Source organism: Bradyrhizobium sp. SZCCHNRI3043, from assembly GCF_032377735.1.
GTDB lineage: Bacteria > Pseudomonadota > Alphaproteobacteria > Rhizobiales > Xanthobacteraceae > Bradyrhizobium.
Map to the genome: position 1 here is coordinate 1 of NZ_JAUHID010000028.1, position 21,743 is coordinate 21,743.

Consider the following 21,743-nt stretch of genomic DNA (forward strand, 5'->3'; position numbering starts at 1 on the left):
TGGTGTTACCTTTGAAACATTGTCCGCCGAAGTCTTCTCGTCCGATCCCAGAACCAAAAGCCGAAGCTCTCAATCCCGAGACCCGCAAGGACTCCGCCGTCCACGTTTCTCTTTCTTCATCTTCACTTGTCAAACAGCCCGCACTTGTTAGTTCGCTCGAACTACTAAGTGCATCAACCTCGTTGGTCTTTTTCGCCGAGGAAGTCCCGATGGCCGGGGCGCTTCACATAGCCGATTTTCGAAGACCGTCAAGAGCAATTCCGAAGAAAAAACTCAGGAGCCAATCGGAAGAAAAACAACGTCGGTCCCGAAAGTCGGGGGCCTCAGTCATCAGTGATGTCCGGCTGGCGTGGTGGTGAGATAGTGCGGCGCCGCATCCCGCGCAAGAACTTTTTGCGACGGCTGTGCAGAAATGTGGATAGCGCTGTCGCCCCCCACGCTCGGACCCGTCACACGCCGTTTCTCCGTTCCATTTTGAAACGGTTGGCGCGCGCAGCGTCAGAAATTGCTCGTGTGCGGTTGCACCAGCGCACGATACGAGTGCGGCATCCGCATGCGGGACGAGATCTTTCCGCCGGACGACGTTGGTCGGATGGAGGCTGTCGAGATTGCTGGTGTCGATGTCGACGGTCGCGATCCCCTCCCCGCCTTCAACGATCGCCTCACGGCGCGGAAACGCTGATGTATCCGGACCGAACACGCCGCTGACCCCGGAATCGAAATTCGCGGCGTCGCACACATTCGCGAATGCGAAGTAGGCGTTGTTCTCGCCACCGCGAACACGGGGATGAGGCCAGTGATGCAGATCGGCACCGGCCGGGATGCGTCTTGCGATAGGTTGAGAGGGTGCCGTCCGGAATTGGCCCGGCCTCGGATCGGTCAGCCCTGTTGCCGCAAGTTCCGGAAACACCACTGGCAGCGCCGCGCCCCTTCGCCCCAAGCCGGCGCGAGACGGCGTCAACGCGATCGCGGCGGAGTGCTGCGTGCTGGAGCCGTCAGGAAGCGATCGAGCTCGACGATCGCTTCGGCCTCGCGGGCGCGCCGCAGCTGCCTGGCCTGCTCGATGCCCGGCGGCAGACGTTTCGCCCTGTCTCGCGCCTCGCGCGCCATCTCTAGCAACCGCTCACCCAACGAGATCGTCTGCTTGACACGCCGACGCCGTTTCTTCCGACCTTCTACTTCCATGCGGATTTGCATCCAGTTTCATTGATGCGCACCGACAACTCTAGATCAGGAGATGCCGGGCGCATCAACATAAGTGAATCGGCCGCGACCACCCTAGTCCGGGCGGCAGAGCAGCAGCGGCCGGCCGCGCCGGGAGCATCGAGGCTAGCCGCAGCGCCGGCCCGCTCTCGTATCATTTGATATGCGATGCACAGGTCTTCCGGCAGGCCTCTGCAAAGGCCGCTCGAGAAGTTCGAACGCTCGATCCGATGCCCCACGCATCGCCATGCGACGCGCAATCAAGCCGTTTCGATCGTTTGAGCGTTCCAAATCCGAGACCAACGCCGCCGCTCAGGATTGCGTGAACTTGATGGTCGACACCGGCCAGCGCCCGTCATGACCGCGAAGGGTGATGCGCAACCCATGCAGCTCATCAAGATACACCTGCTCCACGGTTCCGGCCTTGCCGTCGCTCAAGGCCACGCATTTGCCGATCAGCTCGGTCTGGACGTGCTCGAACTCGCACAGAATGGTGAAGGCTCGCGTCTTGGCAACCATGAGGGACCGGTGTGTGGGCTGATGGGAGCCGCAACGCTGCGGAGACAGGTCGGCTGGCAGATAGATCGGCTCATCCCCCTCCCGGGTCAACCGCTCATCAAGAGATCGTGCACACCGTGCAGACGGCATGCACGACCTGTTCAGCGGCACTCGAAATTCGCCGCATCCTCGAGGCTGCCGCTGCCCTTGGAGGTCAGCACCTTCGGGAACGCGCAGAGATCGCGCGTGCGCCCGGGCCGTGGCACATCGGCCGCACGCCGCGCGGTGGCGTGGATCGCCTCAGGCGCCGCGGCCGTGCCCTCCACCCATTGGTCCAGAGCGGTCAGCAAGTGAAACTGATTGGTGGCGGGTCCGCCGCCGCAATGGTTCATGCCGGGAACCAGGAACAGCCACGCGACCCGGCAAGCGGCACGCGATAGGCCGGCGCGCCCGCGATGACGCCGTCGAACAACTCGGGGAAGCGCTGCCCCAGAGGCGGTCACGCCCGCGGGTGCCGGCGGTGCCAGTTGCACGCCGCCCGCGGCGACGAACTCGGCCGTGACGACGCGCCCGCTGTCGGCGAAGCCTTGCGCGAGCGCGGCGCAACTCGCCTTGAAATCCTGCGCATGGACGGAGGCCACAGCCGACGATGTCAGTACCAGCGCGGCCAGCGTCGTGATCCGGATCGCCGTCAATCTCGTCCTCCCCACGTGCGGGCCACGGCCCGTCCTGCGCCGTCATTGATCCGCGGCGCGCAGCGGCCGTGCGCATCCACGCGATTGAAAACCATAGGCGAAGCGTGCCATCTGGTCGGCTCAAGACAGCGTCGAGGACATCATGGCTGCGGACATCCGGTTGAATGCGTTTGCGATGAACTGCGTCGGGCACCAGTCGCCCGGCCTGTGGCGGCATCCGCGCGACCGCTCCTCCGACTACAACCGCCTGCCCTATTGGCTCGACCTCGCCAAGACCTTGGAGCGCGGCCGCTTCGATGGACTGTTTCTCGCCGACGTACTCGGCGTCTACGACGTCTATGGCGGCAACCCCGACGCGGCGCTCCGCCACGCCATCCAGGTGCCCGTCAATGATCCGATGATGCTGATCTCGGCAATGGCCGCCGTGACCGAGCATCTCGGCTTCGGCGTCACCTGCACGCTGTCCTATGAGCCGCCCTACCCGTTCGCGCGGCGGATGTCGACGCTCGATCATCTCACCGAGGGCCGCATCGGCTGGAACATCGTCACCGGCTATCTCGACAGCGCCGCACGCGGCATGGGCAGGGAGCGCCAGACCGCGCATGACGACCGCTACGACGTCGCCGACGAGTACATGCAGGTCGTCTACAAGCTGTGGGAAGGCAGCTGGGAGGACGACGCCGTCAAGCGCGACCGGACCAGCGGCGTGTTCACCGATCCCACGAAGGTTCACCGCGTCAGCCATCGCGGCGAGAACTACCAGCTCGACGCCATCCATCTCTGCGAGCCGTCGCCGCAGCGAACGCCGGTGCTGTATCAAGCCGGCACCTCGCCGCGCGGCCGCGTGTTCGCCGGCCGCCATGCCGAATGCGTGTTCATGTCCGGCCCGTCGGCCAAGATCATCGCGCCGCGCGTCGCCGCGATCCGCCAGGCCGCCGCCGACGCGGGTCGCGCCGGCAGCGACATCGTCATCTTCAGCATCGCCACCGTCGTGCTCGGCGAGACCGATGCGGCGGCCGAGGCGAAGTTTGCCGACTACCGCCGCTACATCGACCACGAGGCGTCGCTGACCTTGATGTCGGGCTGGACCGGCGTCGACTTCTCGACCTACGACCTCGACCAGCAGGTCCGCCACGTGCTCAACGATGCCGGCCGCAGTGCGATGGACAACGTCACGCGGGCCGATCCGGACCGGGTGTGGACCGTGCGCGAGGTTGCCGAGCATGTCGGCATCGGCGGCATCGGCCCGGTGTTCGTCGGCGGGCCTGCGAAGGTCGCCGATCTCGTCGAGAGTTGGATCGAGCAGACCGGCGTCGACGGCCTCAACCTCGCCTTTGCGCTGTCGCCGGAGAGTTTTGCCGATGTCACCGACATGCTGGTGCCGGAGCTGACCAGACGCGGCCGCTACAAGAAGGCCTACCAGCCGGGTACTTTGCGCGAGAAGATGTTCGGCCGCGCCCGGCTCGCGGCACCGCATCCGGCGGCGAGCTACCGGCCGTAACGCTGCTGGCACTCAGCCCGACAGACGCGACAGCAACACGGCCACCGCCGCCTCGATCGGCTTGATGATCGGCACGGCGAATTGCCGCTGCAACTGATCGGCGGCCTGCGCCAGCGGCCCGCCGCCGATGATCACGGCCTCGGCGCCGTCCTCGGCAATACAGGCGCGCGTGGCGTCAGCCAGGGCGGCAGCAAGCCGCGCCGGATCGACGGCGAGCGCGGCCGGGTCGCCTTGCGTCAGGCGCGTCCCGGTGAACTGCGCCGACAGGTTCAGCCTGTCTGCAAGGCCCGCGATGCTCGCGACCAGCGCAGGCGTCACCGTGGCAACGCCGAAGCGCTGCCCGCCCTCTGCGGCCTCGCGCATCGACGCCTCGCCGATGCCCACCACCGGCAGCGAGCACTGGCTGCCAAGCTCCGCGGCGCCGGGATCGCCGAACGCCGCGACGATGATGCCATCGCAAGCATCGCGATGCGCGCGGCCGATATCGACCACTTCCGCCGCCGATGCGGCCAGCGCCTCGGCATCCACGATCATGGCCGGCGCCCGCGTCGCGGTCGCGCCGACCACCTCGGCCCGGCCGGCGCAACAGGCGGCCGCAATCGACACCATCATCGCGGTGGTCGTGGCCGAGCTGTTGGGATTGATCAGGAGGATGCGGGGCATGAGGACGGTTGCTCAGATGACGAAGCTCTCCTCGTGAACAATCGTCGGCCAAACGTCAACACCAGGCCCATTCGCCGATGAGGGTGGCGGACATCGCCGTTCGTCGCCGGCCGCTCACACGATCCGCATCGACAACTCGACTTCGTCGCCGAACGGCACCGACAGATAGCCGTTGGCTGGCGAACGGACGTAGGCGAGATAGTCGGGGCTGTGGTCGGCATTATCAGCGACGATGAACGCGCCGGCGCTGAGCCGGCTCTCGAGCAGCGCCAGGATATCGCCATACAGCGGCTTGGCGCCGTCGAGCAGAACCAGGTCGATCGCGTCCGGGAGATCATCGCTCAGCGTCTGCAGGGCGTCGCCCTGGCGGATCTCGACCAGATCGGCCAGGCCGCCCTCCGCGAGGTTGGCACGGGCACGGGCGACCTTGGACGGCTCGAACTCCGTGGTGATCAGCCGGCCGCCGCCATTGTCGCGCAGCGCCGCGGCCAGGAACAGCGTCGAGATGCCGAACGAGGTGCCGAATTCGACGATCGATCGCGCACTGACGCCGCGCACCAGCATGTAGAGCAGCATGCCGGTGTCGCGCGACACGGGCAACGGAAAGTCCTTGAGCTGCGTGTAGAGCTCGACATGGTCGGACCTGCTGCGCATCAGTTGCTCGCCCCATTCGGTCATGCCGGCGAAGATCGGACTCGTCTCCGGCCGCAGCAACGTGGCCTCGGCAAGCAGGCGATCCAGCAGCGGCGCTACCGGCTGAGTGGTCAGGGTGATCATTGATATTCTCCGTGTTCTCAATGCGTGTCGTTTGCGTCGAAGTCAGAATACGAATAATCATTCGCATTCGCTAATCGCATTTCGGAACGCTCCATGGCCCCGGCTCGAAAAGCCCCGATTTCCCCGCGAAAACTGCCGCAACAGGCACGCTCGGCCGACCTCGTCGCGGCCATTCTGCAGGCGGCTGTTCAGGTTTTGACCAAGGAAGGCGCGCAACGTTTCACCACGGCCCGTGTCGCCGAAAAGGCCGGCGTCAGCGTCGGCTCGCTCTATCAGTATTTCCCGAACAAGGCGGCGATCCTGTTCAGGCTGCAGAGCGACGAGTGGCAGCAGACGACGAAACTGCTGCACGGCATTCTGGAGGACACGCGCCGTCCGCCTTTGACGCGATTGCGCGCGCTCGTTCACGCGTTCCTGCAATCGGAGTGCGACGAGGCCGCCGTGCGCGGCGCGCTCGACGACGCCGCCCCGCTCTACCGCGATGCGCCCGAGGCGCGCCGGGCCAAGACAAGCGGCCGCCGCGCCATGCTCGCCTTCATGCGCGAGGTGCTGCCTGGTGCTGGAGAGGCCGAGCACGCGCGGGCAGCAGACCTGATCAAGACGACGCTCAGCCAGGTCGGCAAGCACTTCTCGGAGACGCCGCGCAGCCGGGCCGAGATATCGGCCTATGCCGATGCGATGGCGGACATGTTCTGTGCGTACCTCTCCACCGCGAACAAGCCTCACAGACGCAAGGCCGGGTAGTCCCGCAGCCGGCGCGTCCCCGCCTCTTGTTTGCGCAAGGACGGCGGACGGGATTGCACTTGTTTGTTCGCACGTCGAGGTTTGCGAGTACGGCGAAGCTGAAAATCCACTTGGGTGGGAAGTTTCCTGCCTCGGGATCGCGCAGCCATCCTACAAGGAACTGTTTCCGCATCACGTGAAAGCGTACGAAGGTCGGCTCAAAGAGTGACATTCGTCCGCTTCTGCCCATCCCGGGCCTTTCGGTCGAAGCTTGCGACGTCGGTTCTCGGGGTTCAACCGGAAGTAGGCCGTCGGACGGCGGCTTTGACCCAAAGCGAACGATCACGCTGCACCGGCAGAGTGCGTGGAGCGGCGTCACATTTGGGTGGATCAGAGGGGCTAACCTCTGACGCCGGGACCGCCGTTGCGCTGGGGCTTGGGCGCACAGTTGTTGTTCTCGGAGGTAGGTTCGCACTTCAAGACGTGGTCCTTGACGAAACCTCGGATCGTGCCGCCCGCCCGCCTCAGGATGCCCGGGTCGGACGGGGTGTAGGTCTGGTCGCATTTCGACATTACCGAGGCGACCTTCGTCATCTCGTTGCTCGCGCCGATCTGCACCGACTCCTTGCCGCAGCTGCCGGAATTGATCTGCTTGAGCAGTTCGATTCGCTTTCTCCCGAGGGCGAGAATGGGCCCGCACTGCTCACGCTCGCTGGCCCTCTGCCACAGACCCTTCAGCCTGTCGTCGTGAGCCTGCAGCGAGGCGATGTTTCCCGCCTTGCAGGCCCGATCGGGGGCGTCGGCCACCGTATCGGAGGCGCGCGAACGGGCGCTCGCCGGCGCCGGCCCGATCCGAGTCGCGGTGGCCGTGCCGGTCGACATCGACTTGCCGTCGGGCGCCAGCGTGTAGTTCCAGGTGCCGAGGCTGTTGGTGTAGGTGAGGACGTTGCCAGAGCAGGTCCAGGTGCCCTGCACGCAGGCGGGATGTTCGCTGCACAGCGCGCGGCCGTCGGCCTTCACCGAACCGCGGTTGCCACTGCCGGAATGCCGCCACTCGCCGACGAACTTAGAGGCACAGCTGGCGGGCGGCGCGGCTAACGCCGGGGTGGCGAGGGTAGCGAAAATCAGGGAAGCCGCAATCAACAATCTCATCAATATGTCTCCTTGGAATGCGGCAGCAATCCTACAGACCGGCGTCGGCGCGGCAAGGCCGACCGCCTGCCTTTTCCCCGACATGAGTCGAGGCACCCCCGCGATAGCTGCGGGGTTCTCCAACCATGCAGGCGTCGTCGGTGTGGGCGGCGGCTTCACCAACGTGCTGCGCAATGTAAACACGGCGCATGGCGACAAAGATTGTCACCATTCAGCTGATCGAGTGGACGTCCTGAGGAATGTGCTTGGCGACGACGAGTTGCCGCCTCCATTTCCATGTCCGCCCGTGGCCCGGGCTCGGACTACCCGGTCTACGCTTCGGATGTCCACAATGGGCTGAATGCGAACGCCGCTGACTCGGTCGCGGAGGTTTGCTTTAGTCACGGGCTGTCCTCCCGAATGCGCTTGCTCCGCGGCTCCTGCCCCCAATGGCTGCCGATTTGTCGCACCGCGCAAGTCGGAGGCCTCAGGCCAAATCCGCTCATGAGCTCCCGCGCTTCATTTCGGCCGGCAGATGCAAGGCCGTTCGATCGGACAACCCGCCCAAACCTCTGCGGAGAGTTACTAAGACGTAGATGGCCGGGACGAGGCCCGGCCATGACGTGGAGGCAGAGGGGCTCAAGCTGATTGTCATATGCCAAAGCTCCAGGTCTTGCGTGACGAGCCTATTGCTTCTCCTCGCGCTTGCGCGAAGGAACGAAATTCGCCCGCGTTCTCAAGCTGATTTGCCCTGTCCAGTCCTCCTGCGAAAAACATTCTTGTTCCTTTTTTTCGGAATTTGTGGTTGTATCACCCTATCCCGCCCGATCGAGAGGGGCGCTTCGCGAACGTCACGAAACGTTGGTGCGGGATGCGATGGCCGGTTCTCGTCGCAGCGTGCGTCAAGCGCGCGGACGAACGATGGGAGCCGGACGGCGAAATCGCGTGGTCCTGATACTCCGATGCTAGTATCAAGTCTGCGACGAGGCTCGGCTTCGCGCAGGCGACGGTGGCCAGAAAGCTCGGCGCGCCGGGGAGAACGCGTATAAGCCGTAAGCCCATTGCGCAGGGAAGGCCGGAGGCGGGCTCAAGCGGTGGTCGCAACACCCAGTGTTTTCATTCGTGACAGCAGCTCGTCAAGCGCCTCTGCTGGAGTTTTCCATCCTAGCGTCTTTCTCGGTCGGGAATTGAGCGCTGCGGCCACGGCGGCGATCTCGTCAGCATCGTAGACGCTCAGATCGGTACCTTTCGGGAAGTACTGCCGCAGCAGGCCATTCGTGTTCTCGTTCGTGCCACGTTGCCAGGGGCTTCTTGGATCGCAGAAGTAGATCTGAAGGTCTGTATCGATCTTGAGGTCACTGTGTTGAGCCATTTCGGTCCCCTGATCCCAGGTTAGCGAGCGGCGGAGTTCTTTGGGCAAGGTGACGATGGTGCGCGTGATCGCATCGCGTACCGCTTCAGCTCCGTGTCCGGAGAGCGCAGGCCCATCCTTCGTACGTGGGCCGTCGTCAAACCCCGGCAACCGTGGAAGGTGCAGGAGCATTGTAAACCGCGTGCTGCGTTCGACCAGCGTGCCGATTGCCGAGCTGGCGGAGCCGACGATCAGATCTCCTTCCCAATGTCCCGGCACAGCTCGATCCGCGACTTCGGCCGGACGCTCACTGATCATGATCTCCGGCGATATGAAGCCTTTGCTGCGCTTCCGCGTACGCGCTCGGGGCACGCGCAGCGCACGTCCCGTTCGCAAACAGGACGACAACTCGCGTTTCAGCGCTCCTCGGCCCTGAACAAAAAGCGCCTGGTAAATGGCTTCGTGGCTGATGCGCATCGCCTCGTCATCCGGGAAGTCGATCGGCAAGCGCCGGGCAATCTGCTCGGGACTCCACGCTTTCGTCCACCCCTGATCCTGGCTAGAGCCCGCACGACCGGCCTTCCGCCGAACGCCGCCTGGAGGCGCGACAAACCCTGCAAGCCGCTCTTCAACATAAGCGCGCAAGGCGGCGTTGCTTGCAAGCTTGCTCGGCTTAGGACGCCGGGCCGATCGATCTGCATGCCACTGGGCGGCCGTCGCCCGATAGGCCATCTTGCCGCCGTGCGTGGCTGCATTGCGATCGAGTTCACGGGAGATGGTCGAGGGAGACCGATTGAGGCGCCGTGCTATCTCTCGTACAGAATGGCGCTGCGCATTCAGCAGCGCAATCTCTTCGCGCTCAGAAAAGGAGAGGTGCCGTCCGGAGAGCGGCTTCGCTGAAGGTCGGAACATTGCCGGTGCCACGCCGCCCGCTTTTCGAAATAATCGGGGGCCGACAGCATCCGATAATCCAGCAGCCAGCGCAGCATTCTCGCTGTTCAATCCAGCGGCAATCCCACGCCAAAATTTCTGCTGTTCCGCACGCCCCGCAACTGGTGGGCGCCCCAATGATCCCAGCTTGCCCCGCGTTGACCGTTTCTTTCGAATGCCCATCGCAACCTCCTCATCGAGTGTTGCGACGACCAATTGAATCCACCGGATGTCCGGCTGATCCTGTGGTAACCGCCGCGTGCTTCCTTTTTGCACGCGGGCCATGGGTGTCAGTCGACGCCCGGCCTTCCCTGTGCCCTCTGTCGATGGAGGGACGAACGGCAGACACATCTCGGACGCCCTGCGCGTCGCGAGGATGCGAGCGGCTGTCTCGTCAGATCTCTCGCGCCAAGAAAACAAAACCTCTCGCGGCACGGGCACATGAGAAACTTTCATCTCCATATGAACAGATCTGCAAAATTGCGCAGGGCTCACGATCCTGCGAATGATCCTGGACAATTGCATGCAACTGCCTGTTTGGGAGATTGCCGAATGACACCGTCCTTCAGCGGCCTGCGTCGCGCGCGGCCCTTGCATCTCGCCCGTCGCGGCGTCCTGATGATGGCCGCGGCCCTGCTCGGCGCGCTCGCCACGTCGCAAGCCGACGCAGCCGAGACGCTGCGCATCGGCTATCAGAGATCCTCGACCCTGATCGCCCTCCTCAAAACCAATGGCGAGTTGGAGAAGGCGCTGACGCCGCTCGGCATCAAGGTGTCGTGGCACGAATTCTCCAGCGGCCTGCCACTGCTGGAAGCGATCAACATCGGCAGCATCGATGTCGGCGCCGATGTCGCCGATACCGTCCCGGTGTTCGCGCAGGCCGCGGGCGCGAGGCTCGCTTATGTCGCCGAGGAGGCCGCCTCGCCGTCGGCGCAGGCGATCCTCGTGGCAACGGCTTCGCCGACCAAGACGCTCGCTGAGCTGAAAGGCAGGAAGATCGCGGTGACCAAGGGCGCCGGCAGCCACTATCTGCTGCTCGCCGCGCTCGCCAAAGCGGGTCTCACCTTCAAGGACATCACCCCCGCCTATCTGCCGCCCGCCGACGGCAGGACCGCTTTCGTCAGCAACAATGTCGATGCCTGGGTCGCGTGGGATCCGTTCCTGACCAGCACCATCCGCCAGTCAGGGGCGCGCGTGCTCGCGGACGGCAGCGACGGGCTTGCCAGCTACAAGCGCTACTATCTCGCATCCGCCGACTACGCCGCCGGGCATGGCGACGCCCTCAACGTCATCTACGGCAAGCTCGTCGAAACCGGCAAATGGGTGAAGGCCAATCCGGGCGCCGCGGCGAGCCAGCTCGCTGCCCTGTGGGGCATCGATGCGGCCACCGTCGAGGAGGCCAACAGCCACCGCTCCTACCAGGTCGGCGCGGTCACCGCGGCCGGCCTGTCGGAGCAGCAGAAGATCGCGGATGCTTTCCTGGCGGAGCGCGTGCTGCCGGCGAAGGTGGACACATCGGCATTGGCGATCTGGACTCCCAAAGCGCCGTGAGCCACACAGGAGCCGAGATTGTGCCCCGCAGCGAAGCGCGGCGCGAGGCCCGACGACGAGCCTGAACGAAGGAGACCCCCGTGACTGCCCATCTTCCCCCGCCGACCGACCGCATCACCGAGCATCCGGCGCATCGCATCTTCGTCGATCGCTGGTCGCCGCGCGGCTTCAGCGACGAGGCGCTTCCGGAGACGGAGCTCCTGACCTTCATCGAGGCGGCCCGCTGGGCGCCCTCCTCCTACAATTCGCAGCCCTGGCGCTTTCTCTACGCGCTGCGCGGCTCGGCCGAGTTCGACACCTTCCTGTCGCCGCTGGTCGAGTTCAACCGCGGCTGGGCGCAGCATGCCGCGGCGATCGTCTACGTGCTGTCGAAGAAGACCTTCATCCCGGCGGGCAAGACCGAGCCGGCACCGACGCGCACGCATTCCTTCGATGCCGGCGCGGCCTGGGCCAATTTCGCCAACCAGGCGGCGGTGTCCGGCTGGATCACCCACGGCATGAGCGGCTTCGACGTCGCCGCCGCACAGACAGCGCTCGGGGTGCCCGACGGTTTCGCCGTGGAGATCGCGATCGCGGTCGGCCGCAAGGGCGATGGCGAGAAGCTGCCGGCCATGCTCAAGGAGCGCGAGAAGCCGAGCGCACGCCTGTCCATCGCCGAGATCGCCTCGGCCGGCCTGTTCCCGCAGCGCTTCGGCGGCTGATCGATGTCGCAGGGGCGGCGCACCGCGCCGCTCCTGACTGACGGCGAAATCTGTGGCAGAAGATGCGATCTGCTTGAGGAGAGTTGATCCGCATGCCGCCGCCGAAACCGCCCGCCTTCGAGACCCTGAGCCTGCACGCGGGCCAGCACCCGGATCCCGCGACCGGCGCCCGCGCGGTGCCGATCTATCAGACCACGTCCTACGTGTTCGACGACACCGAGCACGCCGCGGCGCTGTTCAATCTCGAACGCGCCGGCCACATCTATACCCGCATCTCCAACCCGACCACGGCCGTGCTCGAAGAGCGGCTCGCCGCGCTCGAAGGCGGCGTCGGTGCCGTCTGCACCGCGAGCGGCCAGGCGGCGCTGCATCTGGCCATCGCCACGCTCCTGAATGCGGGCGATCACATCGTGGCCTCCTCCTCGCTCTATGGCGGCACCATCAACCTGCTCGCGCACACGCTGCCGCGCTTCGGCATCACCACGAGCTTCGTCAAGCCCAGGGATCACGACGGTTTCCGCGCCGCGATCAAGCCGAACACGCGGCTCCTGATCGGCGAGACATTGGGCAATCCCGGTCTGGAGGTGCTGGACATCCCCAAGGTCTCGGCGATCGCGCATGCGGCCGGCGTGCCGCTCCTGATCGACAACACTTTTGCCACGCCCTATCTCAGCCAGCCGATCGCCCAAGGCGCCGACATCGTGATGCACTCTGCGACCAAGTGGCTCGGCGGCCATGGCATCGCGATCGGCGGCGCGATCATCGATGGCGGCCGGTTCGACTGGCGCGCGTCCGGCAAATTCCCGCAGCTCACCGAGCCCTATGCCGGCTATCACGGCATCGTCTTCGACGAGCAGTTCGGCGCGGCCGCCTTCATCATGCGCGCGCGGACCGAAGGCCTGCGCGATTTCGGCGCCTGCCTGTCGCCGACCAACGCGTTCCATCTGCTGCAGGGCGTCGAGACGCTGCATCTGCGCATGGAGCGGCACGTCACCAACACCCGCGCCGTGCTGGAGGCGCTGACTGCCAACAAGGCCGTCGACTGGGTGCTGCATCCTTCGCTCGAGACGCATCCGGACCATGCGCTCGCCAAGGAGCTGTTGCCGCGCGGCACCGGCTCGATCATCTCGTTCGGCATCAAGGGCGGACGTCCCGCGGGGCGCAAGTTCATCGAGAGCCTGAAGCTGATCAGCCATCTCGCCAATGTCGGCGACGCCAAGACGCTGGTGATCCACCCCGCCTCGACCACGCATCAGCAGATGGACGCAGCCCAGCTCGCCGCGGCCGGAATCGGCGAGGAGCTGATCCGGCTCTCGGTCGGCATCGAGGCGGCCAGCGACATCATCGATGATCTCGGACAGGCGCTGCGCGCCTCGCAGAAGGTGTGAGCCATGCAGCTGTCGATCGGAGATCATGAGGTCTTCGCCGCCACGGGCGGCCGCGACTTCGATTCGTCCCTGCCCGCCGTCGTCTTCATCCATGGCGCCGGCTTCGATCATTCGGTCTGGGCGCTGCACAGCCGCTGGTTCGCCCATCACGGCTTTGCCGTGCTGGCGCCCGATCTGCCGGGCCACGGCCGCTCGGCGGGCCCGGCGCTGCCGACCATCGCTGCGATGGCCGATTGGATCGTCGCGCTGTTGCAGGCGTTGAATGCGAAACCCGCTCACCTGATCGGCCATTCGATGGGCTCGCTGATCGCGCTGGATGCCGCGGCACGCCATCCCGATCGCGTGTCGGCGCTCAGCCTGATCGGCACCGCGGCGACGATGACGGTAGGGCCTGACCTCCTGAAGGCCGCCGAATCCAACGATCACGCCGCCATCGACATGGTCTCGATCTGGGGCCTCGGTTTTGCCGCCGAGCTCGGCGGCAGCCGCGCACCGGGCTTGTGGATGCATGGCGGCGCGCAGGCGACCTTGGAGCGCTGCGCGCCGGGCGTGCTGTTCAACGATCTCTCGGCCTGCAACGAGTACCAGGATGCGCTGGCATCGGCGGCCAGGATCAAGGTGCCGACGCGGCTGATCCTCGGCGAAAAGGACATGATGACGCCGCTGAAGGCCGGCAAGGCGCTGGCGGCTGCGATTGCGCAATCGCGCACGACCGTCCTGCCCGGCGCGGGACATACGATGATGACAGAATGTCCCGATGCGCTGCTCGATGCGCTGATCGATTAGCTTGCGGTCACGGTTCCGCTCTTGGATGCGACCTCGTGCCGCCGACATGCTCCTTCGCGGCGCGGAACGGAGGGCGACGGCGAGCCGTTGCCCTCCGGCACAAAGAACAGAAAGGAGCACGCAGATGGATCTGCGCAAGCTTTTGACGGTCGCCACCATCGGAACGATGGCGCTCGCGGCTGCATCGCCGCTCGCCGCAGCGCCGTTGCTGCCGAACCACCCGGCGCCGACCCCAGCCACGCAGAACGCGACCGAGCCGCAGCAGGTGCAATATCGCCACTGGCGCGGCGGTTACGGTCATCGCCACGGCTATTACGGCCATCGCTCTTACGGGCATCGCCACGGCTATGGTGCGGGTGCCGCCGCCCTCGGCGGCCTCGCGGCCGGCGCGATCATCGGGGGCGCCATCGCCGACAGCCGCGCCGAGGCCGCCAACGCCCAGGCCTATTGCGCCCAGCGGGGCCGGTCCTACGACCCGGGCTCCGGCACCTATCTCGGCAATGACGGCCTGCGCCATTCCTGCCCGTAACGACACCAAGGTCGATGCCCCCCCCCGGCATCGACCGCCGCCTGGACCAATGGCGCGTGACAAAACGTCCGCTGCGACAAATGCAACGAAGTTCGTCTCGTCCGGTTGAGCATAGCGCTGAATCAACGGGAGACATCAGGATGGTCACCTTCAAAGCCGCCGCGACGCTCGCCATCGCCGGCGCACTTTCTGTATCCACGCTGCACTCGGTCTCGGCTGCGCCGCTGACGTCGCTGTCAGCAGCCGCCAAACCGAGCGCCGAAAGCTCGAATGCCGTGCAGGTCCGCTACGGCGGCTGGCATGGCGGCTGGGGCGGCGGTGCCGCGATCGGCGCGGGGCTGTTGGCGGGTGCCCTGATCGGATCGGCGATCGCCGCACCCTCCTACTATGGCGGCTACGCGCCCTATCCCTACTACGGCGGGTATCGCTACGCCGCCTATCCCTACGGCTATGGCGGCTACTACCCGGCCTACCGGCCCTATTACGGCGGCTATGGCTACAGCTACGTGCCGCGCCCGATCTATCGCAGCTACGGCTATTCCTATGGCCCGCGGCCGTGGCGGCACAGCTACGGCTATTACCGCGGTCCGGGTTGGGGCCATCATGGCTGGCACGGCGGCCGTCATTTCGGACACCGCTACGGTCATGGCGTGAGTCCGCGCCCATCATCGCTGGTGATGTGAATTCGCTGGTGCGTGCGGCTCGCCCGACGCACCGGCACGGCGATGCGCAACCTCCGCCGCGGCGGATGACGTACTCGTCATGATCGCGCCAGACGAACACGACAAATGTCGCCAACGCCTCATTGCGCCGGGCGCGATTACCCACCAGATCTGCTTGAGAGCCATGACCGTGACGACGAAGGCGCAGACGACTCCAGTGCGGAATTCCTTGGCAGCTCCACGTCCTGATCATCCTCTTCCCGCAGATGGAGCTGCTGGACTTTCGCGTTTTCCTTGATCCGCCCATACCCACCCCACCGATCGCGCGCAGCGCCGCTGTCGAACGTCGCAATCGCAAGCCAGGCAAGTGAGAGGTCCGCCGACGAGATGCCCGCCAACAATCCTCCGGCGAGCCGCATGGTTTGAATCGGCAGTCCGGCTCTGCTGGGCCCGCACGATGTCCCGAAACTCAGCGCAGGTAACTGGCCAGGTTCAGGCTCTGGATCTTGGAGATGGCGGTATAGCTCGCCGTGAGCTGGGCTTGATAAGTCGAGAGCTGGGCGGTGACCGCAGCGACGTCCACGCTGGTCAGGTCGGTCGCCAGACTCTCGGCATAGCTCTTGTAGTCGGTCTGCTGAGACTTCGCGCTCTCGATCCGGGACGCTGCATCGGAGACCTTGGCCTGCACCGTGGCGACATCGTCCACTGCTTGATCGGCAAGCGTCAGCGCGGAGGTGATGTCGGTTCCAGACAGGGTCGAGCTATTCGCAACGAACTTCAGAACACGCATGACCTCCTCGAAAGCAGGGTTGTCGGCGGTCACGCCATACGTCACGGACTGGCCGTCGGAGACACGGACCGAGGCAAGCTCGCTGTCGCCCTGAAAATAGCTGGTATCCGTCGTGGCCAGCGATCCCGAGCCGGACGCGAAGGTCGAGGTATCGACAGCCGGAGTCGAGGTGCGCCCCCCGCCGAACAGATATTGCCCATCATACTGGGTGTTCAGAATGCCCGCCATCTGCTGCAGCAACTGCTGCGCGGTACTGATCGCCGACGTGGTTCCCGTGCTGCTGCCGGAGCTCGCGGCGCTCAGGGCCGTGCGCAGCTGACTGACGATGTCGGACACCTGTCCCACCGCGGAATACATGACTTGCACCTTGCTGTCGGCCAGGGTCGCAGCATCGATATAGGATTGCGCCCGCGTGACCGAGACCTGAAGATTGACGACGTGCTGGGTGTCGGCGCCGTAGCCGGCGAGATACTCCGATTTCAGCCCCGAGGCTTCCTGCACCTGGAGATTGGCCATGGTCGCCTGCGTCCGCAGCGCGCTCGTGATCATCTGGTCGGAGTTCGAGAATGTCGCAATCCGCATCGTCATGATCTGCGCTCCGGACTAGGTCGATTGCACGGCAGTGAGCAACGAAGAGAACATGCTGTTGATCACGGAGATCAGCTGCGAGGCGGCAGCGTATTTGTTCTGCAGCGAGCTCAGCCGCGCGGTCTCCTCGTCGAGATTGACGCCCGATTGCGAGGACAGCGAGCTGGCATAGCTCGACTGGGCCGTCGACTTCGCGGTGTAGGCAGTGGAGGCCTGCGAAGCCTTGCTGGCGACATTGGCGACGATCGCCGCGGCATAGTCGGCAAACGAGCCGGTCGTTGCGCTCAGGCCTCCGGCCGACGCGAAGCTGGTCGGGCCGGTCAGCTTGTCGATGAGCGCATTGATAACCGTCGCCGAGCCGGCCGTCAGCACCTGGCTGCCGATCGTCAAGGTCGCAGAACCGTCGAGCGTTCCGGTCGGCAGACCAGAAGCGCCGCTCAAGATGCTGCTGTTGACGGCAAAATTGGCGGCGCTCGTGCCGGTGACGAGGTCATTCATGCCGAAATAGTCGGAGAAGCCGCTGCCGCCGACCGCGCTGGTCATGTCGTTGATCGCGATGCCGTTCGACGACGACGTGGCGCTGATCGACAGGTGTCCGCTGGAATCGATCGAGGCGGAGACCCCGGAGATGCCGTTGAGCGCCGTGACCAGATCGCCCGCCGTCGCATAGGACGACAGATCGAGATCCTCATACGAAACGAGATTGCCGCTCTGGTCAGCCACGGCGATGCGGACCGTTCCGGACGCCGACAGAGCCGTCGTGCTGCTGACGCTCGCCGACCCGGTCAGAGTGGCCGGAGGTGGCACGGCCGACGCGCCATTGCTGATCTCATTCAGCGCCGATTTCAGCTGCGAAGCCAACTGATCGAGCTGGGTCTGCGCGGCCGGCAAGATTTCGTCCCGCAACGTGACCAGCGAGCCGATCTTGCCCGACGTGATCTGGGACGTGACGTCGACGCCGTCGACCATGACGCCGCTGAAGCCGCCGGACGCATAGCTCGAAGCCGCCGAGACATTCGCCGAGGCCGTGTAGCTCAGCGCGTGCGCCGAGCTGTCGACGAGGGCTCGCCCCGACGAGGTATAGACTTGAAGATCGCCGTTCGACGCCGTGTAGTAGCTGACGTTCATGTAGGACGAGAGGTCCTGCAGCGCGGCATTGCGTTCATCCTCGAGATCCGCGGTCGATTGGCCGGACGCTGCCATTCTGCGGATCTCGACATTGAGATCGGCGATCTGCTGCAGGTCGTCGTTGACGCTCTGAACCGACGACGCGATGTCCTTGTCGGCGTTGGCGCGCAAGGTCTGCACGCCACCAGAGGTGCTGCGCAGCTGGCTTGCGAAATCGTCCAGAGCGCTGACGACGGCCGATTGCAGCGAAACACTGCTGGGCGAGCTCGCCAGCGACGACAAGGCGGACTCCAGCGATGCAAGAGAGTTTGCCAGCGACGTTCCCGTCGTCGAGGTGCCGGATGTGGACGCGCTGCCGAACAGCTGCTGCAGTTGCGTCAGATAGTCGTTGGTGGTGTCGGCCGCGCCGAGCTCGGAATTGGATCCGATCAGGGATTTCAGCAGCAGCTTGTCGACATTGCTCGAAATGCCGGTAATCGAAACACCGGTTCCAACTCCCCCGGTCACATTCGTGACCTGGTTGGCCGTCTTCTGCGTATACCCCTTCGTGTCGGCGTTCGAGATGTTCGACGACGCCACGCTGATCTGCAGCTCCGTGGCCGAGATGCCGCTGAACGCGACCAGCCGTGCTATGTCGAGCGACATCACTCTACTCCCGCTGCTGGGCGGCCATCATGCCCTGACATTGGTTCCACAGGACGTCGCACGCGCGGTGCGACGCCCGCCTGCGCCATAGGGCGACGCATTCGCGATCTGCTCGCGGATCGCCTGCATGACCGCCTCGATGCGACGATTGCTGGCTTCGATCGCAGCCCGCAGCCGAACGAGGTTCTCGTCCATCGCGCCACGCAGGTTGAAGATGTGCTCCATGAGCTGTTCGCGCAGGACACGGTCGCGGACGTCGAGACTCGCCGTTCGCCTGGCACATTCGGCAACCCGCTGCTCAAACAGCCCGGCGAGCCGATTCTTGTCGTCAAGCTGCTTGGAGCGCGAGGCCGGGAGCCCTTTGGCAAGCTCCGCATTCTCCTCCGACACCACCGCGATGAGCTCGTCAATCAGCGCGATCAAGGTCCGCACTTCATCTTCGCTGGCCGGCCGCTGATCGGCCTGAACTGCGTGTTTCATCCTGTCGCTCCCATCCTACTGTTCACGCTGCGGTCGGCGGCTGATCTGCGCGACACGGGCGTAGGTATTCAGCGCCGTCACCCTCACGGTGGCGACCTTGAGCTCTTCGTCGAGCAGCGCGCATTCACGCAGAAGCCTTCGTCGGACCGTTTCGATATCGTCGATCAAGGCCAACAGTTGCGCGCGGTCGTCCTTGCCGACGGTCGCGGCGCGCAGTCTCAGCCGCCGCAGCCTCTTCAGCAGAGCCTCGCCCTCGCCGAGCCGCTCCCTCTTCAGGTCGGCCATGATCTACCTCATCGACGAGATCAGGGTGTCGTACATCTTGTTGACCGCCGAGATCACCTGCGATGCCGCCGAATAGGCCTGCTGAGCCGAGATCATATTGCTGAACTGGCCCGTGGTGTCGGTCGTACTCGACTCCAGCTCACTGCCGTAGATGGTTCCTGCACCATTCTCGCCGGACGCCTGCAGGGTCGCATTGCCCGACGTCGCCGTCGACGTGTACATGCCGCTGCTATGCGCCACGAGGCCATTGGGATCGGCGAAGGTCGCCACCGCGATCTTGTAGATCGGAACCGTCTGGCCGTTGGAATACGTCGCCTCGACGAGGCCGTTCTTGCCGACCGAAATGCTGCTCAGCGTACCGAAAGAGATGCCATCGGAATTGGCACTGAAATTGGAGACGCTCGGCGTCGTGCTGCCGGATGACAGCTGGGTCAGGCCATCGGTGCCGCCGCCCGTCGTGCCGAAGCTGAGCGCGATCGAGCTGGCCGCCGCGCCGTTATTCCAGGTGATGCCGAGATTGGTCGAAGAGACCGTGCTCAGCGAGCCATCTGAGTTGAAATCGATTGTATAGGTGCCGCTCGTCACGGTGCCGTCCGACGCCGTGGCCGGCGCGAAATCGGCGGTCCATTCGTTCGCCGTCGCCCCCTTGGTCCAGGTGACGTTGAGCGTGTGCGATTGCCCCAGCGAATCGTACACCGTCATCGAGCTGCTGAACGTATCGCCGCTCGCGGCATCGGCCGGCAGGTTGGCGGCGAGCGACGTCTTGGTGGTCGCTCCACCATTCGTCAGCGCAACCTTGGTGTTGATCGATTCGAGCCCGTTGCCGACCACGTTGCCGCTCGCATCGGTGCGCCAGCCTTCGAGATAATAGCCGTTGTTCTCGAGGTAGCCGGCATTGTCGGTCGTGAACGCGCCGTTGCGGGTGTAGAAGGTCTCGCCTCCGGCCGAAGTCGAGTTGGTCGCGACGAAGAAACCCGAGCCCTGGATTGCGACATCGGTCGCGTTGGTGGTGGCGGCCAGCAGCCCCTGCTGCGTGATATTGGCACGGCCGGAGACCGAGACGCCACCCGAGGAATAGGCTTTCGAGCTGCTCGATGCCGTCACCAGCTGCTCGAACAGGCCGGACGTGGTCTTGTATCCGGTCGTATCGGCGTTGGAGATATTGTCGCTGATCATGGCGAGCGATGAACTCTGCGCGTTGAGCGCCGAGATCGCCGATGACAGGGCTCCAGAAAGACTCATGATTGTACTCCGGGTAATGCCGTCAGGAGGTGACGCCGATAATGTTGCTGGCGCTGACCGGAACGCCGCCGACGGTGAGCGACGGCGTGCTGGTCGAGGTGTCGATGCCGGTTACGGTCCCGGTGATCGTCGTGTAGTTGAGAACCGAGGTGCCCGCGGAGTCCGTCGCCGTCACGGAGATCGTGTACTGGCCGCCGTCGCTGAGCTGATTGCCGCTGGAATCGGTGCCGTCCCAGGTGATCGAATTGGCGCCCTTGTTGCCGGTCCCGGTGCCGGTCCAGACCGTGCTTCCGGAGGAATCCTTGATCGATATCGAAACGTTCGATGCCGCCGACGAGAGAGAATAGCCGAAGGTCGCCGAGCCGTTCGACAGAACGGCGGTGTCACTCTTGGCCTCGACGGTGTGGCCGATGTAGTTCACCGAATTCAGCGTCACCAGGCTCGAGAACGAGCCGGCCAGCGAGGTCATGCTGCTGTTGAGCGACTGCTGCGAGGTGTAGTTGGCGTAGGACGTCATCTGGTTGATGAAGTCGGTCACGCTGGTCGCGTTGAGCGGATCTTGGTTCTGCAATTCGCTCACCAGGAGCTGAAGAAAGTCGGTCGAGCTGAGTGTCGTACGCGATGTGTCGCTGGATGATGAGGTCGATGAGGTGGTCGCAGTCGACGAACTCGCGGCAGAAACGGTCATGGCAGAACTCCGGCTCGCGCCGCGAACGGCGGCGGGACACAGCACGACCACGCGGTCGTGGAGGCGTTTGCTGATCAAACGGCCGGAGCGCCGATTCCAGGCGCACAATTAGTCGATCGAATTAGTTGATCCGACGGCAGAATTTGCCGGCGCGCGGTTGCGCAGGGGCGGCAAAAATCGCCTGGTGTGGCCCCCCCGCTCTGCATCGGCAGCGCGGCGCGCTCGGCCGGTGGTCAGGACGAGACCAGCAGAGAGAATGGACGGCGCGACCAGGTCAGATCGGCTGCAACCGTCGCGTCATCTCCGCGCCACGGCTCGCGTCGTCGCACTCTGGCGCTCCCGATTCATGCGCAAACGAGTTCGACAAATTGAGGGGGATGGCAGCGGTGATGGTGTTGCGGTTCCGGCGCCCACGGCCCAACCGGCCGAAGCGCAGTCGCCCAAGCTCGGCCCTGGCGGAGCTCAGCCGGGCTGGTGGGCGTCAGCCGGGGCGGTTGACGCTTCCTCTTGGGTCAGGCGGTTGGCCGCAGCAAGGATACGCGACGTCAAGCCCGCGGGTGCACGAACCGGCGGCGACGACAGCGCCTCACGAACAAGACGTGCCTCGGACAGCAATCGATCGGCCTCGGGAGAGGATGCAAGCAGATCAGCAGCCGATTGACGCTGCTCGGCTGGCCAGCGCGAGATGTCCTCACCCAGCCTACCGATCAGATCCTCGAATTCCCTGACGTCCATCGTCCGCCCAATCCAGCGCTTCCGGCTTGGTCATAAAGCATTCAGCCCGCGAACGAAATTGATATCGGCAATT

Annotated in this window: 23 protein-coding genes and 2 pseudogenes; 10 read left to right on the forward strand and 15 right to left on the reverse strand. The window is 64.9% G+C overall.

Features of this window, described 5'->3' with window-relative positions:
- Positions 1-359: hypothetical protein (locus tag QX124_RS30250; protein WP_315799138.1), on the forward strand; the 359-nt coding region annotated here is incomplete at its 5' end.
- 139 nt (positions 360-498) lie between these two features.
- Here QX124_RS30250 and QX124_RS30255 read toward each other — a convergent pair.
- From QX124_RS30255 to QX124_RS30270, 4 genes and pseudogenes are all read right to left on the reverse strand, one after another.
- A pseudogene (locus QX124_RS30255) lies at positions 499-823 on the reverse strand (amidohydrolase); the annotation flags it as partial.
- Positions 824-957: 134 nt separating this feature from the next.
- Positions 958-1,185, reverse strand: coding sequence for a hypothetical protein (locus tag QX124_RS30260; RefSeq protein ID WP_315799174.1), 228 nt, complete (start codon positions 1,183-1,185; stop codon positions 958-960).
- Positions 1,186-1,515: 330 nt separating this feature from the next.
- Positions 1,516-1,722 (reverse strand): PRC-barrel domain containing protein, encoded by a 207-nt coding sequence (locus QX124_RS30265; RefSeq protein ID WP_315739728.1) that lies wholly within the window; start codon positions 1,720-1,722, stop codon positions 1,516-1,518.
- Positions 1,723-1,862: 140 nt separating this feature from the next.
- Positions 1,863-2,396: a tannase/feruloyl esterase family alpha/beta hydrolase gene (locus QX124_RS30270; RefSeq protein ID WP_315799139.1), complete on the reverse strand. Its 534-nt coding sequence runs from the start codon at positions 2,394-2,396 to the stop codon at positions 1,863-1,865.
- Between the two features lie 142 nt (positions 2,397-2,538).
- Between QX124_RS30270 and QX124_RS30275 the strand changes: the two genes are divergently transcribed.
- Entirely contained in the window at positions 2,539-3,897 is a 1,359-nt protein-coding gene (locus QX124_RS30275) for an LLM class flavin-dependent oxidoreductase (protein ID WP_315799140.1), read from the forward strand.
- Between the two features lie 12 nt (positions 3,898-3,909).
- On the opposite strand, the gene QX124_RS30280 is transcribed toward QX124_RS30275, so the two are convergent.
- The gene (locus tag QX124_RS30280; protein WP_315799175.1) at positions 3,910-4,509 is read right to left on the reverse strand and encodes an aspartate/glutamate racemase family protein; all 600 of its coding nucleotides are present in this window, start codon (positions 4,507-4,509) and stop codon (positions 3,910-3,912) included.
- Here QX124_RS30280 and QX124_RS30285 point away from each other — a divergent pair.
- Positions 4,430-4,597: a hypothetical protein gene (locus tag QX124_RS30285; RefSeq protein WP_315799178.1), complete on the forward strand. Its 168-nt coding sequence runs from the start codon at positions 4,430-4,432 to the stop codon at positions 4,595-4,597. The genes QX124_RS30280 and QX124_RS30285 overlap by 80 nt on opposite strands.
- Positions 4,598-4,674: 77 nt before the next feature.
- Here QX124_RS30285 and QX124_RS30290 read toward each other — a convergent pair whose 3' ends face one another.
- The gene (locus QX124_RS30290) at positions 4,675-5,337 is read right to left on the reverse strand and encodes an O-methyltransferase (protein ID WP_315799141.1); all 663 of its coding nucleotides are present in this window, start codon (positions 5,335-5,337) and stop codon (positions 4,675-4,677) included.
- A gap of 93 nt (positions 5,338-5,430) precedes the next feature.
- On the opposite strand from QX124_RS30290, the gene QX124_RS30295 reads away from it, so the two are divergent.
- Entirely contained in the window at positions 5,431-6,081 is a 651-nt protein-coding gene (locus QX124_RS30295) for a TetR family transcriptional regulator (RefSeq protein ID WP_315799142.1), read from the forward strand.
- 378 nt (positions 6,082-6,459) lie between these two features.
- On the opposite strand, the gene QX124_RS30300 is transcribed toward QX124_RS30295, so the two are convergent.
- Positions 6,460-7,212 (reverse strand): hypothetical protein, encoded by a 753-nt coding sequence (locus tag QX124_RS30300; protein ID WP_315799143.1) that lies wholly within the window; start codon positions 7,210-7,212, stop codon positions 6,460-6,462.
- A gap of 1,066 nt (positions 7,213-8,278) precedes the next feature.
- Positions 8,279-9,655: an IS30 family transposase gene (locus tag QX124_RS30305; RefSeq protein WP_315715219.1), complete on the reverse strand. Its 1,377-nt coding sequence runs from the start codon at positions 9,653-9,655 to the stop codon at positions 8,279-8,281.
- A 438-nt stretch (positions 9,656-10,093) separates the two neighbouring features.
- Here QX124_RS30305 and QX124_RS30310 point away from each other — a divergent pair, with 438 nt between their 5' ends.
- The 6 genes and pseudogenes from QX124_RS30310 to QX124_RS30335 all read left to right on the forward strand — a co-directional run bounded on the left by QX124_RS30310 (position 10,094) and on the right by QX124_RS30335 (position 15,105).
- Positions 10,094-11,023, forward strand: coding sequence for an aliphatic sulfonate ABC transporter substrate-binding protein (locus tag QX124_RS30310; protein WP_315777648.1), 930 nt, complete (start codon positions 10,094-10,096; stop codon positions 11,021-11,023).
- 80 nt (positions 11,024-11,103) lie between these two features.
- Positions 11,104-11,724 carry a nitroreductase family protein gene (locus tag QX124_RS30315; RefSeq protein WP_315799144.1) on the forward strand — a complete coding sequence of 207 codons (621 nt, stop codon included), beginning with the start codon at positions 11,104-11,106 and terminating at the stop codon, positions 11,722-11,724.
- A gap of 92 nt (positions 11,725-11,816) precedes the next feature.
- Complete coding sequence (locus QX124_RS30320; protein WP_315799145.1) at positions 11,817-13,112, forward strand: O-acetylhomoserine aminocarboxypropyltransferase; 1,296 nt, start codon at positions 11,817-11,819, stop codon at positions 13,110-13,112.
- 3 nt (positions 13,113-13,115) lie between these two features.
- Positions 13,116-13,898: an alpha/beta hydrolase gene (locus QX124_RS30325; RefSeq protein WP_315799146.1), complete on the forward strand. Its 783-nt coding sequence runs from the start codon at positions 13,116-13,118 to the stop codon at positions 13,896-13,898.
- Between the two features lie 124 nt (positions 13,899-14,022).
- Positions 14,023-14,427 (forward strand): BA14K family protein, encoded by a 405-nt coding sequence (locus tag QX124_RS30330; protein WP_315799147.1) that lies wholly within the window; start codon positions 14,023-14,025, stop codon positions 14,425-14,427.
- 140 nt (positions 14,428-14,567) lie between these two features.
- Positions 14,568-15,105: pseudogene (locus QX124_RS30335) on the forward strand (hypothetical protein).
- Between the two features lie 453 nt (positions 15,106-15,558).
- On the opposite strand, the gene QX124_RS30340 reads toward QX124_RS30335, so the two are convergent.
- The 7 genes from QX124_RS30340 to QX124_RS30370 all read right to left on the reverse strand — a co-directional run bounded on the left by QX124_RS30340 (position 15,559) and on the right by QX124_RS30370 (position 21,670).
- Complete coding sequence (locus tag QX124_RS30340; protein WP_315799148.1) at positions 15,559-16,467, reverse strand: flagellin; 909 nt, start codon at positions 16,465-16,467, stop codon at positions 15,559-15,561.
- Positions 16,468-16,482: 15 nt separating this feature from the next.
- A complete protein-coding gene (gene flgK, locus QX124_RS30345) occupies positions 16,483-18,240 on the reverse strand; it encodes a flagellar hook-associated protein FlgK (RefSeq protein ID WP_315799149.1) in 1,758 nt (585 codons plus the stop codon).
- A gap of 27 nt (positions 18,241-18,267) precedes the next feature.
- On the reverse strand, positions 18,268-18,720 hold the full coding sequence (locus tag QX124_RS30350) for a flagellar protein FlgN (protein ID WP_315739743.1): 453 nt from the start codon (positions 18,718-18,720) through the stop codon (positions 18,268-18,270).
- A 15-nt stretch (positions 18,721-18,735) separates the two neighbouring features.
- Positions 18,736-19,005 carry a hypothetical protein gene (locus tag QX124_RS30355; protein ID WP_315799150.1) on the reverse strand — a complete coding sequence of 90 codons (270 nt, stop codon included), beginning with the start codon at positions 19,003-19,005 and terminating at the stop codon, positions 18,736-18,738.
- A 3-nt stretch (positions 19,006-19,008) separates the two neighbouring features.
- A complete protein-coding gene (gene flgE / locus QX124_RS30360) occupies positions 19,009-20,247 on the reverse strand; it encodes a flagellar hook protein FlgE (protein WP_315739745.1) in 1,239 nt (412 codons plus the stop codon).
- A 22-nt stretch (positions 20,248-20,269) separates the two neighbouring features.
- Positions 20,270-20,935 carry a flagellar hook assembly protein FlgD gene (locus tag QX124_RS30365; RefSeq protein ID WP_315799151.1) on the reverse strand — a complete coding sequence of 222 codons (666 nt, stop codon included), beginning with the start codon at positions 20,933-20,935 and terminating at the stop codon, positions 20,270-20,272.
- A 462-nt stretch (positions 20,936-21,397) separates the two neighbouring features.
- Positions 21,398-21,670, reverse strand: coding sequence for a hypothetical protein (locus QX124_RS30370; RefSeq protein WP_315739747.1), 273 nt, complete (start codon positions 21,668-21,670; stop codon positions 21,398-21,400).
- Positions 21,671-21,743: the final 73 nt, after the last annotated feature.